13 protein-coding genes are annotated in these 13691 nt (G+C 46.7%); 1 reads left to right on the forward strand and 12 read right to left on the reverse strand.

The window, feature by feature from the left end:
* Positions 1–348 precede the first annotated feature (348 nt).
* Positions 349–597, forward strand: coding sequence for a GlsB/YeaQ/YmgE family stress response membrane protein (locus WBV27_RS02040; protein WP_424198966.1), 249 nt, complete (start codon positions 349–351; stop codon positions 595–597).
* A gap of 162 nt (positions 598–759) precedes the next feature.
* On the opposite strand, the gene cspD is transcribed toward WBV27_RS02040, so the two are convergent.
* From cspD to murD, 12 genes are all read right to left on the reverse strand, one after another.
* Positions 760–960, reverse strand: a complete 201-nt coding sequence (cspD, locus tag WBV27_RS02045; protein WP_424198968.1) for a cold-shock protein CspD — start codon at positions 958–960, stop codon at positions 760–762.
* 283 nt (positions 961–1243) lie between these two features.
* Complete coding sequence (ileS, locus tag WBV27_RS02050; RefSeq protein WP_424198970.1) at positions 1244–4024, reverse strand: isoleucine--tRNA ligase; 2781 nt, start codon at positions 4022–4024, stop codon at positions 1244–1246.
* Between the two features lie 290 nt (positions 4025–4314).
* A complete protein-coding gene (locus WBV27_RS02055) occupies positions 4315–4977 on the reverse strand; it encodes a DivIVA domain-containing protein (RefSeq protein WP_086628326.1) in 663 nt (220 codons plus the stop codon).
* 29 nt (positions 4978–5006) lie between these two features.
* Positions 5007–5786: an RNA-binding protein gene (locus WBV27_RS02060; protein WP_424198973.1), complete on the reverse strand. Its 780-nt coding sequence runs from the start codon at positions 5784–5786 to the stop codon at positions 5007–5009.
* A gap of 39 nt (positions 5787–5825) precedes the next feature.
* Positions 5826–6113 (reverse strand): YggT family protein, encoded by a 288-nt coding sequence (locus WBV27_RS02065; protein ID WP_086628328.1) that lies wholly within the window; start codon positions 6111–6113, stop codon positions 5826–5828.
* A gap of 12 nt (positions 6114–6125) precedes the next feature.
* Positions 6126–6599, reverse strand: a complete 474-nt coding sequence (locus tag WBV27_RS02070) for a cell division protein SepF (RefSeq protein WP_424198975.1) — start codon at positions 6597–6599, stop codon at positions 6126–6128.
* A gap of 23 nt (positions 6600–6622) precedes the next feature.
* On the reverse strand, positions 6623–7306 hold the full coding sequence (locus WBV27_RS02075) for a YggS family pyridoxal phosphate-dependent enzyme (RefSeq protein WP_424198977.1): 684 nt from the start codon (positions 7304–7306) through the stop codon (positions 6623–6625).
* 2 nt (positions 7307–7308) lie between these two features.
* The gene (gene ftsZ / locus WBV27_RS02080; RefSeq protein WP_424198979.1) at positions 7309–8598 is read right to left on the reverse strand and encodes a cell division protein FtsZ; all 1290 of its coding nucleotides are present in this window, start codon (positions 8596–8598) and stop codon (positions 7309–7311) included.
* A 45-nt stretch (positions 8599–8643) separates the two neighbouring features.
* Positions 8644–9960, reverse strand: a complete 1317-nt coding sequence (gene ftsA, locus WBV27_RS02085; RefSeq protein WP_424198981.1) for a cell division protein FtsA — start codon at positions 9958–9960, stop codon at positions 8644–8646.
* Positions 9961–10214: 254 nt separating this feature from the next.
* Positions 10215–11159 carry a cell division protein FtsQ/DivIB gene (locus WBV27_RS02090; protein ID WP_424198983.1) on the reverse strand — a complete coding sequence of 315 codons (945 nt, stop codon included), beginning with the start codon at positions 11157–11159 and terminating at the stop codon, positions 10215–10217.
* Between the two features lie 18 nt (positions 11160–11177).
* Positions 11178–12278: an undecaprenyldiphospho-muramoylpentapeptide beta-N-acetylglucosaminyltransferase gene (gene murG, locus WBV27_RS02095; protein WP_424198985.1), complete on the reverse strand. Its 1101-nt coding sequence runs from the start codon at positions 12276–12278 to the stop codon at positions 11178–11180.
* A gap of 15 nt (positions 12279–12293) precedes the next feature.
* Positions 12294–13682 (reverse strand): UDP-N-acetylmuramoyl-L-alanine--D-glutamate ligase, encoded by a 1389-nt coding sequence (murD, locus tag WBV27_RS02100; protein ID WP_424198987.1) that lies wholly within the window; start codon positions 13680–13682, stop codon positions 12294–12296.
* Positions 13683–13691: the final 9 nt, after the last annotated feature.

Here is a 13691-nt window from a genome sequence, read left to right on the forward strand (position 1 = left end):
CCGAATCAAACGCAGAGAAGCTGAAAAGGAACTGTCGCTTATGGAAAACGATCTCAAGGTCAAACTGTTGAATATCCACCAACAGGAACAACAAATCCACTAATATCACAGGGCTGCCTCATTCGGGGCAGCCTTTGGTTTTGCCCACTTTCCCGATTATTGTACGTTCCGTAAACAGGCCCTCTTCGCGGATCAGAAGGAGGATTTCTTCTTTCCGTTTTCAGAAACCCTCTCATCTCGAGGGCATATTATTTGTAATGTGACTCATTTTATATATAATAGGGATATAGTTAATGGGAAATAACTATATTGTTACTGCACTTGTATTTGAAAAAAGGAGGAAAAGAAATGGGCTTTATTTGGTCTTTAATTGTCGGTGGTATCTTAGGCGCATTAGCAGGATCATTCATGGGTAAAGATATTCCAGGTGGCATTATCGGAAATATCGTTGCCGGTTTCGTCGGTTCGTGGTTAGGAACCACTTTATTCGGAGCATGGGGTCCTGAAATCGGAGGATTCTTTATCGTTCCAGCATTAGTAGGAGCAGTCATCCTGATTTTCATCGTATCCTTTGCTATGAGAAGCATGAAAAAGTAACCTCTCCATACCGAACATAAGCGGACAGTTGTCTGCTTTCTTATAGAAGCGTTGTTTTGCGATCCTGACAGAGATCGTCGAAACAACGCTTTTTTTTGCATGTAAAAAGCGCCGCAGAGAAACTCTGGGCGCTTTGAATTCGCTAAGGTTAAAAGAATTGGATTATAATTTTACAACGTTAGCTGCTTGAGGACCACGGTTGCCGTCAACGATTTCGAATTCAACCTCTTGGCCTTCTTCTAAAGATTTGAAACCTTCGCCTTGGATAGCTGAGAAATGTACGAATACATCGTCTTTTCCGTCAACTTCGATAAATCCAAAACCTTTTTCGCCATTAAACCATTTTACTTTTCCTTTTTCCATAATCGTGTAATACCTCCAAAATTTTCATTTGGTAAAATGCTAATACAAATATTTACTATCATATATTAGTACAAGTTACTAATATAATTATAACGAATATCTCATCCAAATTCAAGAGAAAGTTATGCGCTTTCTTTGGAAAATTAATCAACAACTGATAAAATCTGCCGTTTCGGCCTAAAACCAACAGAAGCACGCAAGAATGACGTCAGAAACCGTCCGCTTGCGTGCTCTTTACTTATTGTTTACATAATTTTAACGATTTTATTCAAGCCGGGATGGGTTATGCTTCTTCTTGCACGAGTGCTTCCGGATATTCGGATCTTACAATATCCGCACAGCGTCCGCATAAGGAAGTTGCATCCTCGATTGTTCCGACCTCTTCTTTGATGGCACGGCATCTTTCACAAGTTTCCCCATGTGCATGCTCCACCAGAATGGCAAGATTCTCGAACGGCATTGCTTCAGCTGGAGCAGCCGCCAAATCTTTGATGTCAAGCTGCGAAACGATGAATAATTGTTCCAGGTTTGCATCAAGGGACGCGAACAATGCTTTTGTATCTTCATCAACAAACAAGGACAGATGCGCTTCAAAAGATTTCCCGATCGTCTTTTCATTACGCGCAACTTCCAATGCTTTCAAAGCCGCATCGCGGATATCCATGAATTTTTCCCATTGGCCTAAAATCTCTGCCTGGTCTTCACGGACGCTGCTTTCCGGCAATTCAGCCAGTTGAGCGTACTGTTCCTCTTCCTTCAGGAAACTCCAAATTTCTTCGGTAGTGTGCGGGATGATCGGTGTCAAAAGTTTAGCCAACTTGACCAATACTTCGTAAAATACGGTCTGCATGGCGCGTCTTTCTAGATTATCCTCTTTTTCGATATAGACAACATCTTTCGCAAAATCAAGATAGAATGCCGACAAATCAACTGTACAGAAGTTCATGATTGTTTGGTAGATGGTCGAGAACTCGTACTCTTTATAGGCTGTCACACATGTTTCAACTACCTGATCCAAGCGCGCCATCATATATTGATCGACACTGCGCAGATCTGCATAAGCCACTGTATGTTCTTTCGGTTGGAAATCTTCCGTATTCCCGATCAGGAAACGCATGGTGTTGCGGATCTTGCGGTACGTTTCGGAAACTTGTTTCAGGATGTCGTCGCTGATTCTGACATCGGATTCGTAGTCGACACTGGACACCCATAGACGGACGATATCTGCGCCCATGTTCTTGACGACTTTTTCCGGCAGGACAGTATTGCCCAATGATTTGCTCATTTTGCGGCCTTCCCCATCCAAAACGAAACCTTGGGAAAGGACTGTTTTGTAAGGTGCTACTCCGTTGATCGCAACGCTGGTCGTGATGCTTGAGTTGAACCAACCACGGTATTGATCGGAACCCTCCAAGTACATATCAGCAGGGAATGTCAGATCTTCCCTTGCGCGCAGCACAGCCTCATGCGAAGAGCCGGAATCGAACCACACGTCCATGATGTCCATTTCCTTCGTGAATTCACCGTTCGGGCTGCCTGGGTGCGTGAACCCTTCAGGAAGCAGGTCTTTCGCTTCTCTTTCAAACCAGACGTTCGATCCGAATTCGCCGATCAATGTCGCAGCGTGGTCGATCGTTTCCGGCGTGATGACGGGTTCTCCGTTTTCCGCATAGAAGATCGGCAACGGAACGCCCCAAACGCGTTGACGGGAGATGACCCAATCGCCGCGGTCGCGGATCATGTTGAACAAGCGGACTTTTCCGGATGGATGCAGCCACTCAACATTTTCGATTTCGTCCAGGATGTCTTGACGGAATTTATCGATGGATGCGAACCATTGCGGCGTTGCGCGATAGATGACCGGTTTCTTTGTGCGCCAGTCATGCGGATAGCTGTGGACGAAGAAATCCAGTTTCAGCAATGCGCCTTTTTCAGCCAACAATTCGGTGATCATTTTATTGGCTTTATCGTAGAACACGCCCTCGAAACCTGGTGCTTCAGCCGTATAGCACCCTTTGTTGTCAACCGGTGACAACACTTCCAAACCATATTTTTTGCTGACAAGGTAATCATCCTCACCGTGTCCTGGAGCGGTATGGACCAAACCGGTACCTGCTTCAAGCGTTACATGCTCCCCTACCATGACCAAAGACTCGCGATCATAGAACGGATGCTGAACCTTCATGTACTCCAACTCAGAGCCTTTCAGTTCCTGCAGGATTTCCACAGATTCCCATCCGATGGCTTCCTTGACCGTGCCCAGCAATTCTTTTGCGACAACAAATTTTCTTCCGTCAGCGGAAACAACCACATATTCGAAATCAGCGTTAGCGGAAATGCCTAAGTTTGCCGGCAAAGTCCAAGGCGTAGTCGTCCAGATGACCATTGCAGTATCGTTATCCAACAAGCCTTTGCCGTCTTTGACTTGGAAAGCCACATAGATGGAAGCAGACTTCACATCTTTATATTCGATTTCGGCTTCAGCCAGCGAAGATTCACTCGATGGCGACCAATAGATTGGCTTCAAGCCTTTATAGATGTAGCCTTTTTCCGCCATTTTTCCGAAAACACGGATTTCGGCTTCTTCATATTTCGGCAACAAAGTCACATATGGATTTTCCCAATCGCCTGCGATGCCCAAACGTTTGAAGACGGTTCTTTGTCCGTCGATCTGTTTCCAAGCATAATCTTCACACAATTTACGGAAATCGGCCAAGCTCATCGCTTTGCGGTTCACGCCTGTATTCGTTAAGGCTTGTTCAATCGGCAGACCATGCGTATCCCAACCCGGGACAAACGGCGAGCGGAAGCCGGACATGGATTTTGAGCGGACGATGATGTCCTTGCTGATCTTGTTCAAGGCGTGACCCATGTGGACAGCACCATTGGCATATGGCGGGCCATCGTGAAGGACAAATGTCGGTTTATCCGCATTTTTTTCTTGTCGTTTGGCATAGATATCTTTTTCTTCCCAATCCTTTTGCCATTCCAATTCACGGACAGGCAGGTTGGCTTTCATAGGAAAAGCCGTTTTCCCTAGGTGCAGCGTTTCTTTCATTTTCATTGTCGGAAGCTCCCTTATCATTAATTTTTTCTACAAAAAAAGACCCGTCTCCAAAAGGGACGAAGTCTTCGTGGTACCACCCAAATTTAAAGCGACAACGGCCGGAACAGGCTGTCATGCTTCCTCATTCAAACCGTTAACGCTGTTCAGGCGACCTTTTTTACTTATGTTTGTTCAAAAAGATTCTCATGGAGGATCCTTAAAATAGAGGGACTTATTGGCCTTTCACCATTCGCCAATTCGCTGGAAGTTTCTTTTTTTCGGGTGTTCCATTCTTCAATATCTAGATTTTACTTGTTTTCTGCCGGAATTTCAATAGCTTCCACAGCAGCTTGCGCAAGTTTCTCTTCAGCTCTGGCTTCTTCAGCCAATCTTCCGCCGACTTCGAATTCGGCAGCATCTTCAGAATTGGCGACCAATTCGTCGATGATGCGTGTACGGTTGGATAACACTTCATTCAAAGTAGGAGTCGAAACTTGACCTTCCGGCGAAGCGTTCAACAAGTTATTCCATTCATCATTCATGATGAGGTTCAACTGCGACTCGACCAAAAGTTGCAGCTTCTGTTTGAAGTTACGGCTTTCCTTGCGGACGCCGTCAGTCTCTTCATTGATTTTTGTTGCTTTCCCAGCCGCTTCATGCAATAAGCGATCCGCACTCTTTTCCGCCTCGAATAAAATAATTTCAGCTTCTTTGCGTGCATTTTCTTTCAGTCTGTCGGCAGCATCCTGCGCTACTACGATCGACTTGTTCAAAGCATCCTGCAGGTTGCTGAAATATTGAAGTTTTTCTTCGGCAAATTTCAGTTGCTTTTGCAGGTCTTTATTTTGTTTGATGACTTCTTCAAATTCTTTTGTGACATTATCCAAAAAGTCATTGACTTGTTCTTTATCGTACCCTTTTATTTTGACAGGGAATTCCTTGTGTTGAATATCTAATGGAGTCAAGCTCATCTTATACACACCTTTCGTTCTTGTCATTCTTATTTGTACAATACGCCAAACTCGACGCGCCATTTGTCTTTCTTGGACTTTCCTTCTATAGCCTTTATCTGGATCCGGCCATAACCGCGGATGGACACGATATCCAACAGTCCCAATTCGAAATCGGGGCGTTCAAATGCGGCCCAGTTCAATTTCACTTTTCCGCTGGTCACCAATTCTTTTGCGCGTTGTCTCGATATGTTATAGATGGCAGCGATCACTGTATCCAACCGCAGCGAGCTGACCGTGTCATGTACAATCGTCCAATCATCGATAGGTGTGATCAGATCAGTGTAGGTCCGATTTTCCAGGCGGACACTGACCTTGCCTATCTTAGTGACCTGCGAATGCACATAGCTTGCTATATTTGACGCCAACAAAAACTGCCAGCGGATGCCATCAGACAGGATATCTCCGAAAAGTTCCCTTTTCATGCCGGTTCCGATCAGCGTCCCCAGTATTTTCCCATGGGTCAGACTGGCAAATTTTGATGGGTACACCACTTCGGTAAGCGCCATTTCAAAGTCGCTTTGCGTCGGACTGAAATACTCAGGGCAAATGATTGCCCGCTTGCGTTCCGCCGCTTCGTAGCCCCCATAGAATTGGACATGGATTTCACCTTTTTTCCCGACCATCATCTCAAGGATGTACTGCTGTCTCGGATCCAAAAAATCCGTCAAGTACGGTGAATAGGTTTCCTCCGCTTGCGTAATCCAGGATTGGGCACTGTCAATGAACGGCTGCTCTTCCTTGCGGAAATGTTGATAAACTTCTTGCATACGAATCCCTCACCTTTTCGTTTGATGAAAAAATGTCCGTCAATTCAGCAATCTGATCAGGAACAGGATAACGACCTGCGCTCCATACTCCACCAAATTCAGGAACAGGATGCCCGCCACTACACTGAAGCTCATCATGCCTACAGATGGGATCAATCTTCTGAAAATGTCCAGGTAAGGCTCCACAATGCTGGAGATAAAATAGCCGAATTTGGAACTTCTTGCACCCGGCAACCAACTCATCAATGCGTATACAAGCAGGACGGTTGAATAGGCCGATATGCCCCAACGGATAATCTGTAAAAGCCAAATCAATATTTGTGTCATTTTGTTTCCTTTCTAGTAGAACGAACGCTCTTCCTCCAGTGTTTCGTCCAGTGCGCCTTCGACTCCTACTGAAGCGGGGGTGCATAAAAAGATTTGATCGCCAACGCGTTGGATTTCTCCCCCGATCGCATATACCGTTCCGGTCAGAAAATCCACGATCCGTTTTGCTTGTTCCGCATCAATCCTTTTGAAATTAAGCAGGACTGCTTGGTTCTTCAGCAGATTATCGGCAATCTTCTCCACCTCGGAATAGACTCTCGGCTCCACGACATGGATGCTGGCTTTTTCGGTCATTGCTTGTTGGTTCATAGGAATTACCTTTGCTTTCGTCGATCTTTTTTGGGTGCTCCGTTGAGACGAGGCCCCTTCTTCATTGCGCTCGGACCTGCGGACTGGGACGACAGTCGAGGGTTCCTCGACTTCCTCAAATCCATCTTCCTCATCTTCAATGACAAAGTACTTTCGGAATAAATCTTTCAGACCCATAAGACCCCTCACTTCTTCTTCGTCTATGCTTCTGTTTCAGCAAAGAACGCCGATCCGACACGTACGAAGGTCGCACCTTCGGCAATTGCTACCGGATAATCTTGGCTCATGCCCATGCTCGTCTCCGTGCATGGGGCATAAGGCAAGTTCAACGCCGCTACTTGCTCTTGCATTATTTTCAGATCTTTAAAGCATTGACGCAACTCCACGTCTGTCGCATCAATGGGTGCCATCGTCATCAAACCGACAACGATGATGTTCGGAAAACTTTCCAGACTCTTGATGAAAGGCACTGCCTCGGATGCGGAAAGCCCATGCTTTGAGCTTTCCCCTGTCACATTTACCTGCACGAAGCAAGAAACAGGCTTTTCCGCCCGCTCGTTGATTTCCTTTGCCAATGATGGACGATCCAATGCGTGGAAATAGGCGATGCGATTGATCACCTGCTTCACTTTCCTTGTCTGTAAGGTACCGATGTAATGCCAGCTGATATCTTCTTGCGGAAGAGCTTCCTGCTTTTCGAGCAGACCTTCGAGGCGATTTTCTGCAAAGTGGCGGTAGCCCAAGCGGTACAATTCCTCCACTTGCTCTGCAGGTTTCGTCTTCGTGACGGCGATGACCGTCACATCTTCCCGTTTGCGTCCGGCTGTCAAGCAGGCTGCTTCCACAGTTGACTCCACTTTCCGGCAATTTTGCTCAATATTCATTCTTATCTGCGTCTCTTGCGGAAGAAAGGTGGTGTATCCAATGAATCCTCTCCACCGTTTCTATCTTCTTTATTTTCGTGATAACGTGGATAATTATCTTCTGTCTGTTTGACAGGGTACTCTTCTGGCTCAGGTTGAACTGGAAGGGGCGCCTGTTCTCTTACGTTTGTGTCTCTGCGGATATCCCAGTCGCCGAACAGGTCTTTGGCTGGTTTTTCTTCTGCTCTTTCAGTCGGAAGTTGTTTCTCCGGGTACGAAACAGGTGCGTTCCCTACTTCTTTACGCCCCTTAAAAGCACTGCCTCCGCGATTAGCGGTTTTTTTTTCATCTTTTTTTTTGTCGTCGATCCCTGTAGCGATTACTGTAACGATAACTTCGTCGCCCAAGTTTTCATTGATTGAAGTACCGAAGATGATGTTCACTTCGGATGATGAAGCTTGTGCTACGATATCACTTGCATCTTGCGCTTCGAACAACGTCAAATCTGAACCACCCGTGATGTTCAACAAAATCTGCTCAGCGCCATCGATGGAAACTTCCAACAATGGGGAAGAAATAGCTTTTTTGGTTGCTTCTGCTGTACGGTTTTCACCTGAAGCGATACCGATACCCATCAAAGCAGAACCTTGATCTTTCATGACAGTCTTCACATCAGCAAAGTCCAAGTTGACATATCCTGGAGCAGTGATCAAGTCTGAGATCCCTTGAACGCCTTGACGCAATACATTATCGGCTTCACGGAAGGCTTCCAGCATAGGTGTCTTTTTGTCGACGATTTCCAACAGACGGTTATTTGAGATGATGACCAATGTATCGACGTTTGCTTTTAAATCAGCGATGCCTTCTGCAGCATAACGGCCTCTTTTAGGCCCTTCAAAAGTGAACGGACGCGTCACAACTCCGACAGTCAACGCGCCAAGATCTTTAGCGATTCTGGCTACGATAGGAGCTGCACCAGTACCTGTGCCGCCACCCATTCCGCATGTGACAAAGATCATGTCTGCACCAGCCAAGGCTTCAGAGATTTGTTGTTCGCTCTCTTCTGCAGCTTTGCGGCCAACTTCAGGAACTGAGCCTGCGCCCAATCCTTTCGTCAATTTAGGCCCGAGTTGGATTCTTGTTTCCGCACTTGATGCATTCAAGGCTTGTGTGTCCGTATTGGCCACGATGAATTCAACACCTTTAACACCTTCTTCGATCATACGGTTAACGGCATTGCTTCCTGCCCCACCGACACCTATAACTTTAATTTTTGCTCCATCACTCATGCTTGAATCGAATTCCAATTCCATTTCATTTCCTCCTATTTCATACCATTCTTTTTATGTTCAGCGTGATTATTCAAACAGATTATTGAACCAACGTTTTAATTTCCCGACTAAGCTTTCTTCGTAATGATCCTCATCGGCATAAGTCTCATTTTCATAGACAGGTTCTTCGATGATCGCAGGTTGTTTCGCAACTTTCGATTGCAAAGGAATCACTTTGCCTGTCGCCGGTACTTTTCCTTTGGCAACACGGTAAATGTCATCCAGACCCGCCACATACTTGATCAGGCCGATGCTCGTTGCATAGATTGGATTGCGCATCCCCATCTGCTCCGGAATATACAGCTTAACGTTGATTTCGAAGATTTCTTTTGCCAAATCGACGACGCCCGGCAATGCCGCTGCGCCTCCGGTCAGAACGATACCACCGGGTAGGTCGCGGGCTTCCACTTTATCCAAGGCACGTTTGATGTTTTCGAAGATCTGCACAAAGCGCGCTTCGATGATTTCGGCCAGATATTTCTCATCCACTTTCACTGGTTCTTCTTTCCCGATCGTTTCGACAGGGAAAAATTCTTCATCGGACGTATCTTCGGAAATGGCATAACCATATTCGCGTTTTACGCGCTCTGCATTTTCCAACGTCGTATTCAAAATGATGGAAATGTCCTTGGTCACAAGGTCTCCGCCCTCGGGATCAACAAAGGAAAATTTCAGTTGATCGTCGTGCATGACAGAGGCGCTTGTTTGGCCGCCACCCATGTCGATAAGGATGGTCCCGAAATCCCGCTCGCCCTTATTCATGGCTACGCTTGAAATGGCCAATGGCTGTACAACCATATCTTCGATTTGAAGACCTGCTTTTTCTACACAACGTTTGATGTTATGGATGATTGTTTTCGGACCAGTGATCATGCTTGCGTACAATTCAAGACGTACGCCGATCATGCCTCTCGGGTCCCTGATGCCGTCGAACCCATCTACGATGAACTCTTCAGGGATGACGGAAATGATTTCTCTTTCTGGTGGAACGGAACGGACTTTTGCGGCAGCAAAGACGTTCTGGACATCCTTGTCTGTGATTTCTTTGTTTTCGCTTGCGACTGCATACATCCCGTGGCAAGGTTCGATACTGATTTGATTGCTTGGTATGCCTACGATGACGTTTGATATCTGAATATTCGCTTTTCTTTCAGCTTGACTGACTGCACTGCGAATTGATTCGACCGTTTCATCGATATCAACGATGACGCCACGGCTAAGACCTTTGGAAATTTCATTACCGACTCCAATAATGTTCATTTGATCTTTCACATATTCTGCGACTACAACTTTTATTGAAGTGGTTCCAATATCTAGACTGACGTATATTCCTGAATTCTTCATGGTTTTATTGAAACCTCCGTTTGACATAATGGCTTGTGTAAACATCCGTATTGTTCCGAAAAAAATTGTCGGTTACTGATACGTGATGCCAGAAAGCTATACCTTATCATTTTATCATAATAATTCTTCATTTACGAAGATTTTTACAAATAATTCTATCAGAAGGAAGTCTGACAAAAGTTCTTCAATCCCTCAACAATGATCGGAATCATTGTTCAAGGATTGACTGCAAGTCAATCCTAATCTATTTCAGTTCATTCGGCTGGAGTGGCGGAATCTGCCGAAGCGGGCGCTGCCTCTTCCGTTGTTTGCGCAAAGGGCGTAAAGTAGACACCCACTTCAAGATCGATGGTCCCTTTCGTCTCGCCCAATTGGCTCACGATGTCAGGGTAGTATAAGATCTTCTCGGCTAATGACGGTAAAATCGCCTTCACTTCATTCCCATCATTCATGTATACCGTGATTGCATATGGATTTTCTTCAGTTCCGGTATACTTGATTTCAGAGATGCTGTTCTGGACACTGTCCGTCAATTGCATGTATTGTTCGAGCAGGTCCTCCAAATTCTGGTTCATTTCAAAGCTTGTGATGATCGGGTTATTCCCGATCGGAACCTTCAATTCCGTGTCTGCCACAGTTCCGTTTTCCAGAACATTATAATAGCTGCCTCCCGAATAAACATAGGCAATGGTTTCGTGTTCCGTTACATGAATCGTGACATCGTTCATGCCGCGCAGCGTCACTTCCGCTGTTTTGACTTGGGGCAAAGTAGTAGTGATGTAAGCATCGATTTTTTCGTCATTCCAGACGGCGCCCAAAGCGGTCAGTTTCCCGGTGATGTGGCTGGCATCGATGATGCTTTGTTCCGGAACGTCTTCGGCCCCTTCCACATAGATGTCCTTGACTTTTCCGTAGGGGGATATCAGAAAACTGCTGCCGATTGTCCCAACCAAGAAAATGCTGTACCAGCCAAGGTACCCTTGTCGTTTGCCGGATTTCACGGTTTCAGAAAGGTGTTTTCTTGGTTTCAACTTCGCTTTTTTCTCTCCCAGCAAATGCTGTAAGCGGGATTTTTTTGTGGTCTGTTGCTTTGTCTGCGCCTTTTTTTGCCTTTCCGATTCAGCAGTCGCGCGCTGCCAGGGAGTCCCTTCCGACGAACTCTTACTTTTCAGCTTCTGCCGGATTTTTCCGAAAACCATCTGGCCTCCCTCCCTTTCTCACTTTTTCAAAGCCAGGATGACATCGATGATCCGGTCTGATGCATCCGTTATGCCCATCTGTTTGGCCTGGAAAGCCATTTCTTTGCGTCCCGTTTCATCGGTCATCAGCTTGTCGATGGCGTCAAACAAGGATTGTGCCTGCAGATCCTTCTCGAGGATCATTTCGGCTGCCCCATTTTTCACCAGGCTTTCCGCATTTTTTTGCTGATGGTTGTTTGTGACATATGGACTCGGGATCAGGATACTCGGCAAGCCCAAAGCCATCACTTCCGTCAATGTCGTCGCACCGCTGCGCGATACAATCAAGTCGGTACGCTTGAACAATTTCGGCATGTCGTGGATGTAGGGCACAACACGGACGTTGCCCAAATGGTCCGTCAGCGCATTGATTTCTTGCTCTACTGCATCGAAGTGGACGTCTCCGGTAGCCAACAGTACTTGATACGGCTTGTCTTTGAAGAGCGGGTAGGCGGCTACGAAAGAGTCATTCAGTTTTCTGGCTCCCCGGCTGCCTCCAAAAATCAAAACGGTCGGCACTTCTTCCTTCAACCCGTATTCCTTCAGGTCGGCACTTTCCTTCAAGGAAGCTACTTCCTGCGCCCGGGGATTCCCGGTGAAAACAATCTTCTCTGGATAGGTGGAGAAATCATCGCGGGCATCCTCAAAACAAATGCAGATGCGGTCCACAACTCTGCTCAAAAATTTATTGGTGACGCCTGCGACTGAATTTTGCTCATGGATGATGGTCGGCACGCCCAATTTGGATGCGGCATACAGGACGGGGGCGCAAACATAGCCACCCGTCCCGATGACGACATCCGGCTGGAACGCCTTGATGATTTTCTTCGAGTCCGAAATGCTCTTGATCATCAGGTAGACCGTCTTCAGGTTCTGAAGCGATAAACTCCGGCGCAGCCCTTGGATCTTGACGGATTTGAAGGCCACACCAGCCTTCGGTACGATTGTGCTTTCCAAACCACGGTCCGTTCCCACGTAAAGGAATTCGCTGTCCGGATATTTTTCTTTGATTCGGTTCATCAGGGCTAACGCCGGGTAGATGTGCCCGCCTGTTCCCCCACCGGATAATACTATTTTCATAAGCACATAGGTTCTCTAGTAAGAACCATCCTCCTCACTCGTGGCTTTGACCAAGGACTGGACAGCATCCGTGAATGTTTTGCCGCGCACTTCAAAATTTTTGTACTGATCCCAGCTCGCGCAGGCCGGAGACAACAGGATCGTGTCGCCTTCTTCGCTGTACTGGTAACCGATTGGAACCGCACTGGCGACATGATCCGTCACGACGATTTCTTTGATGCCGGCTTGCTCGCCTGCATCCTTCAATTTCTCGGCAGTTTCCCCGAAGACGATCAACGTCTTCACATTTCCAAGAAAGGGAACGAGCTCTTCGAAGGTATTCCCACGGTCCAATCCTCCCGCCAACAGGATGATCGGCGTCCGGAAGCTGCTAAGGGCTGTTTTTGTTGCGAGAATATTCGTTGCTTTCGAGTCATTGTAGAATTTTCTTCCGTTGAGTTCGGCTACGAATTGGATCCGGTGCTCGACGCCATAAAAGAGATGGAAAGCTGATACGATAGCCTCATTGGCTACACCGGACAGTTTCGCTACAGCGATCGCAGCCAGTGCATTTTCGATGTTGTGTTCGCCAGGAACCCTCAAATCGGAAATAGCCATCACTTTTTCGCCCTTGAAATACAGCGAACCTTCTGATGCATAGGCGCCATCTTCCAGAACCTGTGTGCGTGAAAAAGGAATGATTTGTGCCTTTGAGAGCTGCGACATTTCACGCAATTCGGCTTGATCCCAATTTAAAACAAGATAATCATCCGCGGTTTGATTCTCGGTTATGCGCCATTTCGCTTTGACATATTCTTTGCGGTCTCCATGATAATCCAGATGGGCTTCCGTGATGTTCGTGATGACAGCGATGGCAGGCCGCATCGCTTCGATACCCATCAATTGAAAGCTGGACAACTCCATTACGACATCATCGTCAGCGGTCGCCACACGCGCCACTGCCGATGCAGGCACACCGATGTTGCCGGCTTTATAGGCTTTCCCTATTTTTCTGCCCGCATTCAACAGGTCAGTGATCATCGTCGTGGTCGTGGTCTTTCCGTTCGTACCTGTCACACCGATCAGGCGACCTTCAAGAATCTCTGCCGCCAACTCTACCTCTGTCAATACTGGGATTCCCAATTCAAGGGCACGTTTGACCATCGGATTGTTGTAAGGGATACCCGGATTCTTCACCATGAACGAGAAAGATTCATCCAGCAGCTCGATCGGATGGGATCCAGCGATCACTTTGATGCCGGATGAAATCAACTCCTTCGCATCCGGATTGTCGTTCAATTCCTTTGCATCATTGACTGTGACCATTGCGCCGAGTTCCAGGAGTAGTTTGGCCGCATTCATACCGCTGAGCGCCAAGCCCAGCACCAATACTTTTTTATTTTCGAATCGATTATTTGTTTTCATGTCTTTTTC

The organism is Trichococcus sp., assembly GCF_049589555.1.
In the GTDB taxonomy this organism is placed as follows: domain Bacteria; phylum Bacillota; class Bacilli; order Lactobacillales; family Aerococcaceae; genus Trichococcus.

What these genes read in the sequence shown, in the direction of transcription:
- WBV27_RS02040 (WP_424198966.1), top strand. Translation starts at nt 349, where the DNA reads ATGGGCTTTATTTGGTCTTTAATTGTCGGTGGTATCTTAGGCGCATTA.
- cspD (WP_424198968.1), bottom strand. Translation starts at nt 960, where the DNA reads ATGGAAAAAGGAAAAGTAAAATGGTTTAATGGCGAAAAAGGTTTTGGA.
- ileS (WP_424198970.1), bottom strand. Translation starts at nt 4,024, where the DNA reads ATGAAAATGAAAGAAACGCTGCACCTAGGGAAAACGGCTTTTCCTATG.
- WBV27_RS02055 (WP_086628326.1), bottom strand. Translation starts at nt 4,977, where the DNA reads ATGAGCTTGACTCCATTAGATATTCAACACAAGGAATTCCCTGTCAAA.
- WBV27_RS02060 (WP_424198973.1), bottom strand. Translation starts at nt 5,786, where the DNA reads ATGCAAGAAGTTTATCAACATTTCCGCAAGGAAGAGCAGCCGTTCATT.
- WBV27_RS02065 (WP_086628328.1), bottom strand. Translation starts at nt 6,113, where the DNA reads ATGACACAAATATTGATTTGGCTTTTACAGATTATCCGTTGGGGCATA.
- WBV27_RS02070 (WP_424198975.1), bottom strand. Translation starts at nt 6,599, where the DNA reads ATGGGTCTGAAAGATTTATTCCGAAAGTACTTTGTCATTGAAGATGAG.
- WBV27_RS02075 (WP_424198977.1), bottom strand. Translation starts at nt 7,306, where the DNA reads ATGAATATTGAGCAAAATTGCCGGAAAGTGGAGTCAACTGTGGAAGCA.
- ftsZ (WP_424198979.1), bottom strand. Translation starts at nt 8,598, where the DNA reads ATGGAATTGGAATTCGATTCAAGCATGAGTGATGGAGCAAAAATTAAA.
- ftsA (WP_424198981.1), bottom strand. Translation starts at nt 9,960, where the DNA reads ATGAAGAATTCAGGAATATACGTCAGTCTAGATATTGGAACCACTTCA.
- WBV27_RS02090 (WP_424198983.1), bottom strand. Translation starts at nt 11,159, where the DNA reads ATGGTTTTCGGAAAAATCCGGCAGAAGCTGAAAAGTAAGAGTTCGTCG.
- murG (WP_424198985.1), bottom strand. Translation starts at nt 12,278, where the DNA reads ATGAAAATAGTATTATCCGGTGGGGGAACAGGCGGGCACATCTACCCG.
- murD (WP_424198987.1), bottom strand. Translation starts at nt 13,682, where the DNA reads ATGAAAACAAATAATCGATTCGAAAATAAAAAAGTATTGGTGCTGGGC.